This window comes from Bradyrhizobium sp. USDA 4502 (assembly GCF_054063355.1).
The window spans coordinates 5,201,471-5,217,714 of the sequence record NZ_JBSSGF010000001.1 but is presented as its reverse complement, the minus strand read 5'-3'; the positions used below and the strand labels follow the sequence as shown (position 1 = coordinate 5,217,714).

The 16,244-nt window shown below is 64.7% G+C and carries 16 protein-coding genes; 9 read left to right on the top strand and 7 right to left on the bottom strand.

Translation table 11 applies throughout. The features are described 5' to 3' along the window. Positions 1 to 63: 63 nt before the first annotated feature. The 6 genes from pip to pqqA all read right to left on the bottom strand — a co-directional run bounded on the left by pip (position 64) and on the right by pqqA (position 4,531). The gene (pip, locus tag ACVW1B_RS24375; protein ID WP_092085712.1) at positions 64 to 1,035 is read right to left on the bottom strand and encodes a prolyl aminopeptidase; all 972 of its coding nucleotides are present in this window, start codon (positions 1,033 to 1,035) and stop codon (positions 64 to 66) included. Continuing rightward, positions 1,025 to 2,269 carry a pyrroloquinoline quinone biosynthesis protein PqqE gene (pqqE, locus tag ACVW1B_RS24370; protein ID WP_253607455.1) on the bottom strand — a complete coding sequence of 415 codons (1,245 nt, stop codon included), beginning with the start codon at positions 2,267 to 2,269 and terminating at the stop codon, positions 1,025 to 1,027. The genes pip and pqqE overlap by 11 nt, the downstream gene beginning before the upstream one ends. Further along, a complete protein-coding gene (pqqD, locus tag ACVW1B_RS24365; RefSeq protein WP_253607456.1) occupies positions 2,266 to 2,574 on the bottom strand; it encodes a pyrroloquinoline quinone biosynthesis peptide chaperone PqqD in 309 nt (102 codons plus the stop codon). Before pqqD ends, pqqE begins: the two co-directional genes overlap by 4 nt. 10 nt (positions 2,575 to 2,584) lie before the next feature. Then, the gene (pqqC, locus tag ACVW1B_RS24360) at positions 2,585 to 3,340 is read right to left on the bottom strand and encodes a pyrroloquinoline-quinone synthase PqqC (protein WP_057015091.1); all 756 of its coding nucleotides are present in this window, start codon (positions 3,338 to 3,340) and stop codon (positions 2,585 to 2,587) included. Between the two features lie 20 nt (positions 3,341 to 3,360). Then, positions 3,361 to 4,290 carry a pyrroloquinoline quinone biosynthesis protein PqqB gene (pqqB, locus tag ACVW1B_RS24355; protein ID WP_310882992.1) on the bottom strand — a complete coding sequence of 310 codons (930 nt, stop codon included), beginning with the start codon at positions 4,288 to 4,290 and terminating at the stop codon, positions 3,361 to 3,363. A gap of 160 nt (positions 4,291 to 4,450) precedes the next feature. Then, on the bottom strand, positions 4,451 to 4,531 hold the full coding sequence (pqqA, locus tag ACVW1B_RS24350) for a pyrroloquinoline quinone precursor peptide PqqA (RefSeq protein ID WP_035635412.1): 81 nt from the start codon (positions 4,529 to 4,531) through the stop codon (positions 4,451 to 4,453). Between the two features lie 324 nt (positions 4,532 to 4,855). Between pqqA and ACVW1B_RS24345 the strand changes: the two genes are divergently transcribed. From ACVW1B_RS24345 to ACVW1B_RS24305, 9 genes are all read left to right on the top strand, one after another. Continuing rightward, positions 4,856 to 5,113: a DUF6894 family protein gene (locus ACVW1B_RS24345; protein ID WP_310882993.1), complete on the top strand. Its 258-nt coding sequence runs from the start codon at positions 4,856 to 4,858 to the stop codon at positions 5,111 to 5,113. Between the two features lie 166 nt (positions 5,114 to 5,279). Then, a complete protein-coding gene (locus tag ACVW1B_RS24340) occupies positions 5,280 to 6,551 on the top strand; it encodes a PQQ-dependent sugar dehydrogenase (protein ID WP_156436013.1) in 1,272 nt (423 codons plus the stop codon). A gap of 111 nt (positions 6,552 to 6,662) precedes the next feature. Further along, positions 6,663 to 7,229, top strand: coding sequence for a c-type cytochrome (locus ACVW1B_RS24335; protein ID WP_253625784.1), 567 nt, complete (start codon positions 6,663 to 6,665; stop codon positions 7,227 to 7,229). 71 nt (positions 7,230 to 7,300) lie between these two features. After that, positions 7,301 to 8,692: an amidase family protein gene (locus ACVW1B_RS24330; protein WP_310882994.1), complete on the top strand. Its 1,392-nt coding sequence runs from the start codon at positions 7,301 to 7,303 to the stop codon at positions 8,690 to 8,692. A gap of 1 nt (position 8,693) precedes the next feature. Then, complete coding sequence (locus ACVW1B_RS24325) at positions 8,694 to 9,170, top strand: glutathione peroxidase (protein WP_168856944.1); 477 nt, start codon at positions 8,694 to 8,696, stop codon at positions 9,168 to 9,170. Next, positions 9,167 to 9,427, top strand: coding sequence for a DUF3297 family protein (locus ACVW1B_RS24320; protein ID WP_253625786.1), 261 nt, complete (start codon positions 9,167 to 9,169; stop codon positions 9,425 to 9,427). The genes ACVW1B_RS24325 and ACVW1B_RS24320 overlap by 4 nt, the downstream gene beginning before the upstream one ends. A gap of 113 nt (positions 9,428 to 9,540) precedes the next feature. After that, positions 9,541 to 10,710, top strand: a complete 1,170-nt coding sequence (locus tag ACVW1B_RS24315; protein WP_456779546.1) for a mandelate racemase/muconate lactonizing enzyme family protein — start codon at positions 9,541 to 9,543, stop codon at positions 10,708 to 10,710. Between the two features lie 183 nt (positions 10,711 to 10,893). Next, positions 10,894 to 11,955, top strand: coding sequence for a hypothetical protein (locus ACVW1B_RS24310; RefSeq protein WP_310882996.1), 1,062 nt, complete (start codon positions 10,894 to 10,896; stop codon positions 11,953 to 11,955). Positions 11,956 to 12,255: 300 nt separating this feature from the next. Next, positions 12,256 to 14,619, top strand: coding sequence for a TonB-dependent receptor (locus ACVW1B_RS24305; RefSeq protein ID WP_456792674.1), 2,364 nt, complete (start codon positions 12,256 to 12,258; stop codon positions 14,617 to 14,619). A gap of 228 nt (positions 14,620 to 14,847) precedes the next feature. On the opposite strand, the gene ACVW1B_RS24300 is transcribed toward ACVW1B_RS24305, so the two are convergent. Continuing rightward, entirely contained in the window at positions 14,848 to 16,200 is a 1,353-nt protein-coding gene (locus ACVW1B_RS24300; RefSeq protein ID WP_310883473.1) for a malonyl-CoA decarboxylase, read from the bottom strand. Between the last annotated feature and the right edge of the window lie 44 nt (positions 16,201 to 16,244).

Genomic DNA, 16,244 nt, shown 5'->3' with positions numbered 1-16,244 from the left:
GGAAGCAGGGAGTCGGTCGAGTTCTTCACCGGCTCCTGATGTCGAGGGTGTTCCGGCGGCGGTCTAGCGCTTGGCCGCAAGGTCGGCGATCGCCTTCATCACGGCGTTGCGGATGCCGGGATCGTAGAGGATGTGGCCGGCGCCATCGATGATGCGGACCTCGCTGCCCGGCCAGCGCGCGGCGAGCGCGTGCGATGTTGCGGGCGGGCACAACAGATCGTAACGGCCCTGCACCAGGATGCCGGGAATGCCGGCGAGCCTGCCGGCCTCACTCATCAATTGATGCGGCCGCATGAAGCAATTGTTGGCGAAGTAGTGCGCCTCCATGAACGGCGTCGAGGGCAGGGCGCCCGAGGCCTTGAGGTCGAGCCGCGTCTGCTTCGGTGTGTGCTCCGACAACGCGCGTTCGGTGTCGTGCCAGGCGCGCGCGGCCGGCGCATGCAAGGCGGCGTCGGGATCGAGGATGCGGCGATAATAGGCCGCAAGCGGTGCTGCGCGCTCGCTCTCGGGCAGGAAGTTGAGGAAGTCCTCATGGAGGGCGGGATAGAAGCGCGGCAAGGCGCGCAGGAAAACGTCGTCCAGCTCCTCGGCTGTGCCGAGAAACGTCGCGCGGAGCACCAGCCCGCTGACCCGCTCAGGGTGGGCCTGCGCATAAGCCAGCGCCAGCGTCGCGCCCCAGGAGCCGCCGACCACCATCCAACGCGCGAAGCCGAAGCGCTCGCGGATCTTCTCCATATCCGCGATCAGGTGCTGCGTCGTGTTGTTGTCGCGGCTGCCCTTCGGCCGGCTGCGGCCGCAGCCGCGCTGGTCGAACAGCACGGCGTGAAAGCGCTCGGGATCGAACAGCCGGCGATGATCGGGCTGACAGCCGCTGCCGGGGCCGCCATGCAGATAGACCGCGGGAATGCCGCCCTCGCGCCCGACGCTCTCGACATGGAGATCGTGGCCATCGCCGACGTCGAGCCATTCCGACGTCAGCGGCGCAAAGGGATCGGCACGCCTCGCGGCCTTGCCGACGTCGGCGTCAGGCGCCATTGCGCTTGTCCTGGGATTCGTTCCGGGGGTGGTCCGTCTCCAACGTGCCGCCGGCGAAGTTGCGATACAGGAAACGGTTCTGCGTGCCGGCGGATTCCCGCTCGGCCTGCTTGAAGATCTCCTCGTGTCGCGGCGACAGCGCGCAGGCCGGGTCGGTGTTGCCGGCATCGCCGGTCAGCGCAAAGGCCTGGCAGCGGCAGCCGCCGTAATCGATCTCGCGGAATTCGCAACTCTTGCACGGCTCCGGCATCCAGCCGGTGCCGCGATAGCGGTTGAAGGCCTCCGAGTTCTGCCAGATCCAAGCGATCGAATGATTCGAGCGCACCGATTCGAATTCGAGCCCGGTGATGCTTTCGGCGGCGTGGCACGGCAGCACCTTGCCGGCCGGCGAGATGTTGAAGAACTGGCGGCCCCAGCCGCCCATGCATTTCTTCGGCCGCAGCGCGTAGTAATCCGGCACCACATAGTCGATCGCAAGCGTGCCCTTCAGGCGCATTTGGGCTTCCTCGACGATGCGGCTGGTCTCCTCGATCTGCTCGATCGTCGGCATCAGCGCGGCACGGTTCTTCAGCGCCCAGCCGTAATACTGCACGTTGGCGACCTCGAGCCGGTCGGCGTCGAGGTCGACCGCCATCTGGATGATGTCGGTCAGCTGATGCAGGTTCTGCCGGTGCATCACCGCATTCACCGTGAGCGGCAATTCGAGCTCGCGCGTCCATTTCGCGACCTCGAGCTTCTTCTTGTGCGCGTCCTTCAGCCCTGCCACGCGGTCGGCGACGTTGGGCTCGTTGCCCTGAAAACTGATCTGCACATGGCTGAGGCCGGCGTCGGCCAGCGCCGAAAGCTTGTCCCTGGTCAGCAGCACGGCCGAGGTGATCAGGTTGGAATAGAGCCCGACATCGGTCGCGTGCTGCACCAGCTCGACGATGTCCTTGCGCGCGGTCGGCTCGCCGCCGGAGAAATGGATCTGCAGCACGCCGAGCTCGGCAAGCTCGCTCAGCACCTTCTTCCATTCGTCCGTGGTGAGCTCGGTCGAGCCGCGGTCGAGCTCGACCGGGTTCGAGCAGTAGGGGCATTGCAGCGGGCAGCGGTGGGTGATCTCGAGCAGCACCGCGAGCGGGATGCCGTAGGTCTCGGCCGCCGAGCGGCGGCTCTCCAGCACGGCGAGCCCATCGCTTGGGGCTGCGCTCGGGCCCGGCGCTGTCGTCTTGTTGTCGGCGAGCGTGTCACTCATGCTGTGCTCTCGCGCGCTTCGGTGAGAAAACCCTTGTCGGCCAGATCCTGCAGCATCGCGACCACGTCGGTCGCGATCGCCTCGCGTGGAGCGGCGTATTTTTCCGCGAGCTGGTCCACCATCTCGGCGACGCTGTGCATGCCGTCACACAGCTGCAGCACCTCGACCGCGATGTCGTCCGGCGCCAGCACGCGCTCCGGCGCCAGGATCACCCAGACCTGCCGCGTCTCGTCGAATTTCAGCTTGGTATGGCGCGGCAGTTTCGGCCGGCTGGTCTCGCTGACGCTGATGTTGCGGCTGGCCATGATGTTGTCTCTAACCTGTCTTCGGCACGAAGGCGCCGGGCGGAATCTGGCCGTCGACATACGCATGATACAGCGCGTCGAGCTGCACCCACAGCACGTTGGTCTTGAAGATCAGCGCGTTGCAGACCGCTTCGCGCTCCGCCGGCGTCTTGGCGTGCTGCTTGACATAGTCGAGCGCGAAACCGGCGTCGCGCGGCGCCTGGGTCAGGCGGCGGCTGAAATAGCTCATGATGTCGGGGTTGACGAAGTCGTAGTGCTTCAGCATCCCCGAGATGCGCTCCTCGTGCAGGTTCGGCGCGAACAATTCGGTGAGCGAGGAGGCGATCGCTTCCAGCGGCGTGCGATCGCGGCAGAAATGCACATAGGCTTCGACGGCAAAGCGCGTCGCCGGCAGAATGCCTTCGGTGGACTCCACATAGGCCGTGTCGAGGCCGAGGCCCTCGGTCAGCTTCAGCCAGCGCTCGATGCCGCCCTCATTGCCGAGATCTCCGTCATGATCCTCGATGCGGTGGCGCCATTCGATCCTTGTATTGCGGTCGCGGAAGCGCGAGATCACCATCGCGTCCTTCAGCGGGATCGTGCTCTGGTAGTAATAGCGGTTCAGCGCCCAGGCCTGGACCTGGCCCTTGTTGAGCTTGCCGCCGTGCAGCAGGCGGTGGAACGGGTGCAGGCTGTGATAGCGCGTGGCACCGATCGTGCGCAGCGTCGCCTCCATCTCCTCGGCAGTGTCGAGCGTGATGCCCTTGCCGATCGAGAGCGCGGTCATTCCTGAGGTCAGCACGACATTCACAGCACGATCTCCGTTCCGTCGGAGGGAATCTGCCAGCCCGCCTGTTCGGCCGCCTTGCGTTCGGCCGAGGTCCCAAGCAGCGCCGGGTTGGAGTTGTTGATATGCAAAAACACTTTTCGTCCGATGTCGAGCCCGGCGAGGCTTTCGATCGCACCCTGATCGCCCGACATCGCGATATGGCCCATGCCCTGGCCGGTCTTGTTGCCAAGGCCCGCCGCGATCAGTTCGTCGTCGCGCCACACCGTGCCGTCGAAAAACACCAGCGGGGCGCCCTTGAGCCGCGATTTCAGGTCGTCAGTCACCCGTGCGCAGGCGGCCAGGAAATAGAAATATTTGCCGCTGCGCCGGTCCGCAATACGCAGGCCGAGCGTATCGCCGACGCCGTCGGCGCCCGCCGGATGCGCCTTGCCCTCAAGATACCACGCGCCCTTGCCGGGAACCTCAAACGGCAGCACCTCGAGCCCGGACGGCGATCCGTCGGGCAGGGCCGGTTCGAAGGCCTGGTCGACCGCGATCGGCCGGCGCTCGACGTTCTTGTCGCTGAGCACGTTGAAGATGCTGTTCGAACGCAGGATCGCAAGCACCCGCTCATGCGCGTAGATCGTGAACGGCGAACCCTCGCGCATCGACAATAGCCCGGCGACCGCGTCGATCTCGCCATTGGTGAGGATGACGCCCGCGATCGGGCTATGGCGCAGTGCGCCGTGCTTCGGATGCAGCTGTGGCGTGGCAATCAACTGCTGGCGCAGATCCGGGGATGCATTGACCAGGAACCAGTGCACGCCATCGCCGCTGACGGCGATCGAGGCTTGCGTGCTCTGCAGCTCGGGATGGTCGCTTCGCGCCGTCCTGCAGACGGCACAGCCGCAGTTCCACTGCGGAACGCCGCCACCCGCCGCGGCACCCAGGACGACGACACGAAGCATGATCCGTCCCCTGGAGAAGCTTGGCCCTGGAGAAGTTTGTTGGACCCAGAAACGTTACGAGGTGGACCCCGGATTTGAAACACACTCCCTTGCTCGGGAGCGCGTTACGCCCGGATGTCCACCTGCGCTAAAACGCTAAACGTGTAGAGGGCGCTGCCGCTTACTTGCGGGTTGCGCACATATACATGTTGATTTCCATGCCGACCGACACTTCGACGATCTTCGGTGCTTTCCAGGCCATTTGGCTCTCCTTGTTGCAACCGGACGAACTTTCCGCCCTGCAGAGTAAACTACTGTGGTTGGAAAAGTTCGCCAGTTAAATTTTCTGTAAGGTGCCGCCTCGAAGGGCATGCTGCACTGCGGCAAGCAAATCTTACCCACTCACAAATTTGTGCGCGCGTTTCCCGTCAAAAGCCCGTGGCATCAGACCTTTTTCCTGTTGTTCGCCACACGGTGAATGGTGATGTTGGAATAAGTAAACAGCAGCCCGCGGTCCTCCGAAGGTCCCGGTGGCGATCCATGCTTCCCCGTGACGGGAGGCGACTAACCGAGCCGAGTTCAGCCGATGCCACGCTATTTCTTCAACACCCGTATCGGTGACGAGCTGATCTCCGATCCCGACGGCGAAATCCTGCGGGACCCCGATCGTGCGTGGGAAATGGCGCGGGCGATGATTCGCGAACTGCTCAAGACCGAGGGCGCCGATGGCGCGCTGCTCAGCGCCGTGATCGAGGTGACCGACGACGAGGGCGAGGTCGTGCTGGAGTTTCCATTCACCGAGGCGATTCTCGATCGCCCGGACCATTCGATGACAAGGCACTGACGCGCGCTGGCCCGCCGCGCGGCCACAACCATGCGTTGGCCGATGCCAGCATGTTTCCGATTGCAATTGTCCGGACAAATTCGCAAGACTATGAACGGAAAGCCGAACCGCGCCGCGTGACGTCAATGGCGCAATCAACAACGGCTTCCACCCAGGGGAGATCTTCATGAAAAAACACTCGTTCGCACCGCGCAGCTTGCTGCTCGCGGGGGCCATGCTCGGGGCGTTCACGCTCTCTGCTGCGGCGCAACAGCCGGCCGCGCCGGCGGCAGGTGCCGCCCCCGCCGCCCAGCCGCTGCCGCCTGGCTCGCCCTTGATCGGGCGTCCGGACAATGAAGCCGCCGCCAAGCTCGCGCCGGTGGCGCCGCCGCCGCTGCCGTCCGCGCCCGACAAGCTGCCGCTCGCCAAGCTCAAGGCGCCGGCCGGCTTCAATGTCGAGGTCTATGCGGCCGGCATGGCCAATGCGCGCTCGCTGGCGCTCGGCGACAAGGGCACGGTGTTCGTCGGCAGCCGCCTCGTCGACAAGGTCTATGCGATCGTCAACAAGGACGGCAAGCGCTCGGTCAAGGTGATCGCCTCCGGCCTCTATCGTCCGAACGGCGTCGCCTTCAAGGACGGCACGCTCTACATCGCCGAACTCTCGAAGGTCTCCAAGATCGACAAGATCGAGGACAATCTGGATAACCCGCCGAAGCCCACCGTCATCTACGACAAGCTGCCGAAGGACGAGGCGCATGGCTGGAAGTTCATCGCCGTCGGTCCCGACAACAAGCTTTATGTTCCGGTCGGACAGCCCGGCAACAACGTGCTGCATGATGCCGACCACGGCCAGATCCGCCGCATGAATCTCGATGGCTCCGGCGCCGAGGTCTACGCGCTCGGCGTGCGCAACACGGTCGGCTTCGACTGGAATCCCGAGAACAAGCAGATGTACTTCACCGACAACGGCCGCGATTGGCTGTCGGAGACGGTGCCGGAAGACGAGCTCAACCGCATCACCAAGGCGGGCGAGGATTTCGGCGCGCCGTACTGCTACCAGGGCAACATCATCGACCAGGAGCTCGGCTGGGGCAAGACCTGCAAGGACTACACCGCGCCGGTCGGCCTGATGGGCCCGCATACCGCGTCGCTCGGCATGCGCTTCTACACCGGCAGCATGTTCCCGAAGACCTACAAGAACGTGATCTTCGTCGCGCGTCACGGCTCCTGGAACAAGTCGCAGAAGCAGGGTGGTGACGTGGTCGCCGTCAGGCTGAACAAGGACGGCACCGTGAAGTCGATGGAGCCGTTCCTGACCGGCTTCCTCGAAGACAACAAGTATGTCGGCCGCCCGGTCGACGTGATGCTGCTGAAGGACGGCTCGCTGCTGGTCTCCGACGACTGGAACGGCGCGGTCTATCGCGTCAGCTACGGCAAGCCGAAGGTCGCCAATCAGTAACAACCACCAACGTCATTCCGGGCTGGTGCGACAGCACCAGACCCGGAATCTCGAGATTCCGGGTTCGCCCTTCGGGCGCCCCGGAATGACACTGAAAGTCAGGAGCAGCCGATGCGTAAGTTCATGATCCCTGTGCTCCTGTTTGCATCCGCTCTTTCCGCAAATGCCGAGACCATCCAGGAGCGCGCCGCGGCGTGCTTTGCCTGCCATGGCGAGCATGGCACGTCGGAGACCGAGAACACGCCGTCGCTTGGCGGCCAGACGGCGCCCTATGCGCTGATCCAGCTCTTCATGTTCCGCGAGAAGCTGCGGGTGTTCGACCCGATGAACGAGATGGCGAAGCCGCTGACCGACGACGATTTGCGCAGCTTCTCGGATTTCATCGCGACCCTGCCGAAGCCCACGCCGCCCGCTGACGCCGGCGATCCGGCGCGGATGGCGCGGGGCCAGGCGCTGGCGCAGCAGAACCGCTGCAACAGCTGCCACAACACCGATTTCTCCGGCAAGGAGAATGTCCCGCGCATCGCCAACCAGCGCGAGGACTACCTCGCCAAGACGCTGGCCGAATACAAGGACAACAGCCGCCATGGCTATGACGCCACCATGGCCGACGTGATGCAAACGGTCACCAAGGAGCAGATCGGCGACCTTGCCTATTACATCGCGCATGTCCGCTGAAACATCAGGCGGCGGACCGCTGGCCATGTTCTCCGCGCGGCGCTAAAACGCAGCGTCACACGGAGTTGCACATGCAGGATATTTGGCGTCTGTCGGCGGCCGAGCTCGCCAGCCTCATCAGATCGAAGAAGGTGTCGGCGAAGGAGGCAGCGGAGGCCGGGCTCGCCCGGCTCGACGCGGTCAACCCGAAGCTCAACGCGGTGGTCGATCACCGGCCGGACGACGTGCTGGCGCAGGCGGCCAAGATCGATGCGGCCATCGCGCGCGGCGAGGCGGTCGGGCCGCTCGCCGGCGTACCCGTTACCATCAAGGTCAATGTCGACCAGGAGGGCTACGCCACCACCAACGGGCTGAAGGCGCAGCGCGATGTCATCGCCAAGGTCGACAACCCGGTGGTCGCCAATCTGCGCAAGGCCGGCGCGGTGCTGCTCGGCCGCACCAATTGTCCGGCGGTCTCCTACCGCTGGTTCACCACAAACCTCATTCACGGCGACACCAAGAACCCGCGCGATCCCGGCATCACCCCGGGCGGCTCGTCCGGCGGCGCGGGCTCCGCGGTCGCGGCCGGCATCGGCCACATCGCGCACGGCACCGATATCGCCGGCTCGGTGCGCTATCCGGCCTATGCCTGCGGCGTGCACGGCCTGCGGCCAAGCATGGGCCGCATCCCGGCCTTCAATTCGGCTTTGCCGGAGCGGCCGATCGGCCCGCAGATCAGCGCGGTGTCGGGCCCGCTGGCGCGCACCGTCAACGATCTGCGCATTTCGCTCGCGGCGATGTCGGCGCCGGACTATCGCGATCCCTGGTATGCGCCGGTGCCGCTTGAGGGTCCGCCGCGCGAGAAGCGCGTTGCGATGTGCCTCAATCCGGATGGTCTCGATCCGGTGCCGGAAGTGATCGCCGCGGTGGCCGACGCCGGCAAGCGCTTGCAGAAGGCCGGCTGGATCGTCGAGGAAGTTGCAAACACGCCGTCCTTGCGCGAGGCGGCCGAAATCCAGACCCGGCTCTGGCTCGGCGACGGCTATGAGGCCCAGCTCGCCTTCGCCGAGCGCGAGGGCGATCCCGGCGCACTGGCCTGCCTGCGCGGCGTCCGCGCCCGGGTGCATCCGTTCGACCTGTCGCAGGCACTGACCCGCCGCGCGACCCTGACGCGCGAATGGTTCGCCTTCTTCGAGAAATATCCGGTGCTGCTGATGCCGGTGTCCGGCGAGCTACCGTTCCCCGACCATCTCGACCGCAAGGACGAGGCGTCGTTCGCGCGGGTGTGGCACGCGCAGCTGCCGCAGATCGCGATCCCGTTCATGGGGCTTCCCGGGCTCGTCGTCTCCACCGGTCTCGTCGGACGGATTCCGGTCGGCGTGCAACTGGTGGCCGGACGCTACCGCGAGGATCTCTGCCTTGCCGCTGGTGAAGCGCTCGAGGCCGGTGGCACGCCGTCGTCTCCGATCGATCCGGTCAGTTGAGATGGCGACCGTTTACGATTTCACCGCCAAGTCGCTCGCCGGCGACGACGTGCCGCTGCAGCGGTTCGAGGGCCAGGTGCTGCTGATCGTGAACACGGCGAGCGCCTGCGGGTTCACGCCGCAATACAAGGGCCTGCAGGAGCTGCACGCCGGCCTCTCGGCGCGCGGCTTTGCCGTGCTCGGCTTCCCCTGCAACCAGTTCGGCGCGCAGGAGCCGGGCGATGCGAAGCAGATCGCCGCGTTCTGCGAGACCAACTACGCCGTGACGTTTCCGATGTTCGCCAAGATCGACGTCAATGGCTCAGGTGCGCATCCATTGTACGAACACCTGAAACGTGAGAAGTCGGGCCTGCTCGGGCCCGCGATCAAATGGAACTTCACCAAGTTCCTGGTCGATCGCGCCGGCAAGGTCGTGGCGCGGCATGCGCCGACCGCCCGGCCCGAAGGATTGAGGAAGGATATCGAGGCGCTGCTATGAGCGACGACAACGACACCAACGACCAATTCCCCGACCGCCTCTCGGTCGATCCGAACAGCCCGTACTACAATGCGGATATTCTCGCCCGCGATGTCGGCATCCGATTCAAGGGTGTCGAGAAGACCAATGTCGAGGAGTACTGCATCAGCGAAGGCTGGGTCCGCGTCACCGCGGGTAACGCCAAGGACCGTTACGGCAATCCGCTGACCATCAAGGTGCACGGGCCGGTCGAGCCGTATTTCCGGGACAAGACGTAGCAACCGTCATTCCGGGATGGTCCGAAGGACCAGACCCGGAATCTCGAGATTCCGGGTTCGATGCTTCGCATCGCCCCGGAATGACGTGCCTAACAAATTGCGAAAGCAGCGCCATGTCCGTCCGCATCGTCGACGTCCGCGAAATCACAAAACCGATCTCCTCGCCGATCCGCAACGCCTATATCGACTTCACGAAGATGACCTCGAGCCTGGTGGCCGTGGTCACCGACGTGGTGCGCGACGGCAAGCGGGTGGTCGGTTACGGCTTCAATTCCAACGGCCGTTACGGGCAGGGCGGTCTGATCCGCGAGCGCTTTGCGCCGCGCCTCAAGGAAGCCGATCCGAAATCGCTGCTCGATGCCGATGGCGGCAATCTCGATCCGGACAAGGTCTGGTCGACGCTGATGTCGAACGAGAAGCCGGGCGGCCATGGCGAGCGCTCGGTCGCGGTCGGCACCATCGACATGGCGGTGTGGGACGCGGTGGCGAAGATCGCGGGCAAGCCGCTGTTCCGGCTGCTCGCCGAGCGCCACGGGCTATCAGCCAATCCGCGCGTCTTCGTCTACGCAGCCGGCGGCTACTACTATCCTGGCAAGGACCTCGGCGCGCTGCGCAAGGAGATGCGTGGCTATCTCGACCGCGGCTACAACGTCGTGAAGATGAAGATCGGCGGCGCGTCGCTTGGCGAGGACCGCGAGCGCATCGAGGCGGTGCTGAAGGAGATTGGCAGCGCGGCGCAGCTTGCGGTCGACGCCAACGGCCGCTTCGATCTGGAAACCGCGATCGCCTACGCCAAGATGTTGCGTGAGTATCCGCTGTTCTGGTACGAGGAGGCCGGCGACCCGCTCGACTACGCGCTGCAAGCCGCGCTGGCCGAGTTCTATCCCGGCTCGATGGCGACCGGCGAGAACCTGTTCAGCCACCAGGATGCGCGGAACCTGATCCGCTACGGCGGCATGCGGCCGGACCGCGACTGGCTGCAATTCGATTGCGCGCTGTCCTACGGGCTCTGCGAGTATCAGCGCACGCTCGAGGTGCTGAAGACCCACGGCTGGTCGCCGAGCCGCTGCATTCCGCATGGCGGCCACCAGATGTCGCTCAACATCGCGGCCGGCCTCGGCCTCGGCGGCAATGAGAGCTACCCCGACCTGTTCCAGCCCTATGGCGGGTTCCCGGATGGCGTGCGCGTCGAGGGTGGCCACATCGTGATGCCCGACCTTCCGGGCATCGGCTTCGAGGGCAAATCCGATCTCTACAAGGAGATGAAGGCGCTGGCGGACTAAGTCCGGCCCGCGAGTGCCGATCCGCTGGGCGCGGGGTGGGCATGAGCTTGCTCGCAAAATAATGTGAGCAATGCTCAAGAAATTATTGAACGTTGCTCATTTCCGGATATACTCATGAGAACAGGGCGTCTTTGTCCCGGATGATCGGGAGCAGGCGCAAAAACCGGCCGTGAGGATAGCCGTATGCCATATTCAGCCAAGGATCTCCGGGACGCCGCCAATGCCGGAGTGATCAGCCCCGCCGATCTGGAACGGTTGCTCGCTTTCCTGGCGAGCAGCGCCGGGCAGGGGCCGGCGGGCGATGCAAGTCCCGCCGCCAAATTCGATGCCGCGCATGTGCTCTGGTACGCCGGCGCGCTCATCGTGATCGGTGCCATGGGCCTGTTCTCGACCCTGGCCTTCACCCAGATGGGCGGCCGCGCGCTCACGGCATGCGCGATCGCCTATGCGGTCGGGTTCAGCGTGGCGGGTCACCACCTCTGGCACGACAAGAATCTGCGGGTTCCCGGCGGCCTGCTGATCGCGATCGCGGTCTCGATGGCGCCGCTCGCGGTCTACGGCATCCAGGACGAGCTTGGCTGGTGGGGCAAGTTCGGCAAGCCGGGAACCGTGCAGGACTTCTACGTCTGGGTGAAGGGCAGCTGGATCTTCATGGAGATCGCGACCGTCGCCGCCGGCGTCGTGGCGCTGCGCTACTACCGCTTCGCCTTCATCGTCGCGATCATCTCGGTCGCGCTGTGGTTCATGTCGATGGACCTGGCGCCGTGGTTGAGCGGCGTGGCTCACGCCGATTTCGAGATGCGCCGCAGGGTGTCGATCTGGTTCGGGCTTGCCGTGCTCGCGGTCGCGTGGATCGTGGACTATCGCAGCCGCAACGGCGACTTTGCGTTCTGGCTGCATCTGTTCGGCCTGATGGCGTTCTGGGGCGGAATTAGCGCGTCCGAAGGCTCAACCGAATTGAGCAAGGCGGTGTACTGCCTGCTCAATGTCGGCCTGATCGTGATCGCCGTGATTTTGATGCGGCGCGCCTATGCGGTGTTCGGCGCGTTCGGAATCTGCCTCTATCTCGGCCATCTCGCCGACGTCGTCTTCAAGGACTCGCTGTGGTTTCCGTTCTCGCTGTCGCTGATCGGCATTGCCGTGATCGCCGCAGGCCTGCTCTACCATCGCAACGAGCGTGCGATCACCGGCTGGATCGATGCGCATCTGCCGGCGGGGTTGCGGCCGCGGTCCGCAACCGCGTGACCGCGACGTCCTGATCGTTTTAGAACCGCTACAATCTGGAATCGCTACAAGAAGTGCGGCGCGCAAGCGCCGCTCTTCGTTTCCAGGCGCAAATCCGGAAGCCAACAGAAACCATTCGCATCCTTGACTTTTCCAACCCTGCGCTCGCCGCGAGGTGTATCCGCGTCCATTCGTCGCGATTTTATTCCGTCGTCACGCAAAAATTTTCTCGCGCCCGTCGTCTGGACGCACAGCGCCTCACCTCTCTAGAGGACGGCGCATCGCCTTCAGCGAAGGCGAGAGTTGCTTGGGGACGACGTCATGACATCAAGAACACAAGCCCATCGTCGCACTGTCTTGCTTGCGCTGCTCACGGCGAGCTATCTCGCGCTGAGCGTTCCGCTCGCAACATCTGCCGCACAGGCGCAATCGGCGCCGTCGCAGGCCGGCGCCTCGTCGCTGCCGCCGGTGACCGTCACCCCGCCGGCCACGCAACGCCGCCGCAGCGCGCCGTCGACATCGCGTAACACCGCCGCAGCACGAGGCCGCCGCACCCAGACGGCACGGCGGATCGCGCCCGCGGCGGCGGCAAAACCGTTCGCGGAATCGCAGGACGCCCGCACCGGCACATCGGGCTATTTCACCAACAGCACGTCGGTTGCGACCAGGACCAACACCGCCATCGTCAACATCCCGCAATCGCTCAACGTGATCACGCGGGAGCAGATCCGTGACCAGAACTATCAGGGCCTCACCGACGTCACCCGCTATGTCCCCGGCGTTGCCGTGCACCAGGGCGAGGGCAATCGCGACGAGCTCGTGATCCGCGGCGTCGATTCCAGCGCCAACTTCTTCGTCAACGGCTTTCGTGACGACGTGCAGTATTTCCGCGACATGTACAACGCCCAGAGCATCGAGGTGCTGAAGGGGCCGAGCGCACTAACCTTCGGCCGCGGCGCCGGCGGCGGCCTGCTCAACCGCACCCTCAAGGAGGCCGACGGCAACCGCGTCTACGAGGCGACGGCGCAGACCGGCTCGTGGGGCGATCGCCGCGTCAGCCTCGATGCCGGACAGGCGATCAACGACAACGTCGCAGCAAGGCTCAACGTGTTCTACGAGGGTGCCGACGCCTTCCGCGATTTCAATCATCTGGAGCGCTACGGCATCAATCCGACGGTGACGCTGAAGCCCGACGACAACACCAAAATCAAACTGAGCTACGAGTACTTTCACGACGAGCGCACCGCCGATCGCGGCAATCCCTCGCAGGGTCTGCCGGGCGGCGCGACCCGCTTCAACCCGACCACGCCGTTCGCGCCGAACGGCGACTTCTCGACCTTCTTCGGCAGCCCAAGCCTGAACACTGCGCAGGCGACGGTGCAGACCGGCATGGCCATCATCGAGCACGATTTCGAGAACGGGCTGACGGTGCGCAACGGCACCATCGCCGCCGACTACCAGAAATTCTATCAGAACGTCTATCCGACCGGCGGCCCGCTCGCCGGCGCGGTCAATCCCGCCGACACCGCGGTCAACCTCGGCGCCTATCAGCACACGACGAACCGCGACAATGTCTTCAACCAGACCGATTTCACCTACAAGACCTGGACCGGGCCGCTGTTCCACACGGTCGGCTTCGGCACCGAGTTCGGCCGGCAGACCGGCGTCGATATCCGTAACACCGGCGTGTTCCCGAACGGAACCAACACCATCGTGCAGAACCCGTTCGCGCCGACCTATTTCGGCCCGGTGACGTTTCTTCACCACCTCACCGGCACCAATAGCGACGGCGTCACCACGCCCGATTCGAACAGCCGCTACGCGCTGAACATCCAGTCCGGCTATCTCAGGGACACCATCGAGATTTCGCGCGCCGTGCAGATCATCGCCGGCGCGCGGTTCGATCGCTACGACATGTCGGCCACCGACATGAACACCAACATCAATCGCAATCGCGTCGACAATCTGGTGTCGCCGCAGGGCGCCCTGATCATCAAGCCGATCGATTCGATGTCGGTCTATACCGCCTACAGCGTCTCGTTCCTGCCGGCCTCGGGCGACCAGTTCAGCGCGCTGAACGACGGCACCCTGATCCTGCAGCCGCAGCGCTTCGAGAATGTCGAGCTCGGCATGAAGTGGAACATCAATCCGAAGCTGCTGTTCTCGACCGCGGTCTACAATCTGAACCGCACCAACCAGCCGATCGCCGACGGCAACAATCCCGGCTTCTTCTTTCCCTCCGGCAGCACGCTCACGCGAGGCGTCGAGGCGAGCCTGACCGGCTATGTCACCGAGCAGTGGCAGTCGTCGCTGGCCTATGCCTACACCGACGCGAAGATCACCGGCGCGACCTCGGCGACCGTCGTACCCGGCAACCGCGTCCAGCTGGTGCCGTACAATCAGTTTGCCTGGTGGAACAAGTATCAGTTCACGCCGATGTGGGCGGCCGCGCTCGGCGTGATCTATTTCGGCGATTCCTTCGCCTCGTCCGACGACACGGTGCGGCTGCCGGGCTTCGTGCGCTTCGATGCGGCGATCTATGCCAAGATCGACGAGACCTGGAGCGCCCAGCTCAACGTCGAGAACATTTTTGACAAGGGCTATTGGGCGTCGGCCGACGGCAACAACAATATCTCGCCGGGACAGGGGCGGACGGTGCGGCTGATGGCGCGGGCGAGGTTCTAGGCGGCGGCCATGATGAATGCTGGGACGTCATTGCTGTCGCCCCGTCATCCTGAGGAGCCGCAAAGCGGCGTCTCGAAGGATCGACGGCCACCGGCCGGGCCGTGCATCCTTCGAGGCTCGCTCCGCTCGCACCTCCAGCGACAATGGCGAAGCCATTGCGCGGGGATGACGGTGTTGGAATGCGAGCGCTCCCAGTCGTCGTTGCAATGACGTGGATAGAGCGGCGTCCTACCCCAACCGCATGTCCAGCAGCCGCCGGCCTTCGCCCTTCAACAGCTTCTTCACCGCGCTCGAGGCGATCACCTCGCCATTGTTGGCGTAGGCTTCGTGGTTCTTCTCGATGTCGTCGAGGCGGTAGAGGTAGTTGACCATGATGCCGGCGGATTCGCGCAGGCCCTTGGGTGAGAGGTCGCCGAGCCAGTTGATCCGCTCCAAGCGTGCGCCGTTGCCGAGATGGAAGCGCGCGACCGAATCGATCAGTCGTCCCTTCGGCGTGCGCGCCTTCAGGAAATAGTAGGCGGCAAGCGGCTCCAGCACGGCGCGCAGCTGGGTGGCGAGCTCGGCGTTCTCGAACCAGTCGGGCTTGCCGAGGCTTTCCAGCAGCTGGCGGTCCTCCTCTGTGAGCGGCACGTCGTCGGCCTGCTTGACCCACTGCATGAAGCCCGGCACCGGCGACAGAGTCACGAAGTTGTCGAGCTTCGGCAATTCGCGGCGCAGCTCCTCGACCACCTGCTTGATCAGGAAGCTGCCGAAGGAGATGCCGCCAAGGCCGCGCTGGGTGTTGGAGATTGAATAGAACACTGCGGTGCGGGCGCGCTCGACCGGCACCGGCTCGCGCTCTTCGGCCAGCAGCGGCGCGATTGCGCCCGAGATGGCTTCCGTGAGCGCGACCTCGACGAAGATCAGCGGCTCGTCGGCCAGCGCCGGATGGAAGAAGGCGTAACAGCGGCGATCGATCGGATCGATGCGGCGGCGCAGATCGTCCCAATCGCGGATCTCGTGCACCGCCTCATAACGGATGATCTTCTCCAGAATATTGGCCGGAGACGACCAGTCTATCCTGCGCAGCACGAGGAATCCCCTGTTGAACCAGGACGAGAGCAGATGCACCACGTCGCGATCGAGCGCGGCAAGGTCCTTGTTGCCCTTCATCAATGAAAGCAGATCCGAGCGGATCGACACCAGCTCGCCAGTGCCGCCCGGCGCGCGATTGAGCCGGCGGATCAATTCCTGGCGGCGCGGCTCGGAGGCGAAATGCAGGTCGCTGGCGTCGTCGCCATTGGCTTTGGCGCGCCAGCTTTCGATCGCCTGCGCCAGCTTGGCGTGATCGGGGCCGAAATCGCGGGCCAGCGTCTGGAAGAACGACAGCCGTCCGGCGGCATCGAGGTGGTGGTAGCGGTCGAGTACTTCGCGCGCCATCGCGGTGCCGGAGGCTTCGCCGCGGCCGGACAGCAGTGCTTCGCACAATTCCAGCAGTTCGGACGCATCCTGCTTGTCGTTGGCCGGGCTGGCGCGGCCGAGCAGGACGCGGCCGCGTTCGGAAATCGTCGAGAGCAGATCGGAGAAGAAGGCATTGGCCATGAGCAGGTCGTATCCAGCAGGTCGTATCCAATGAAGCCGGACCT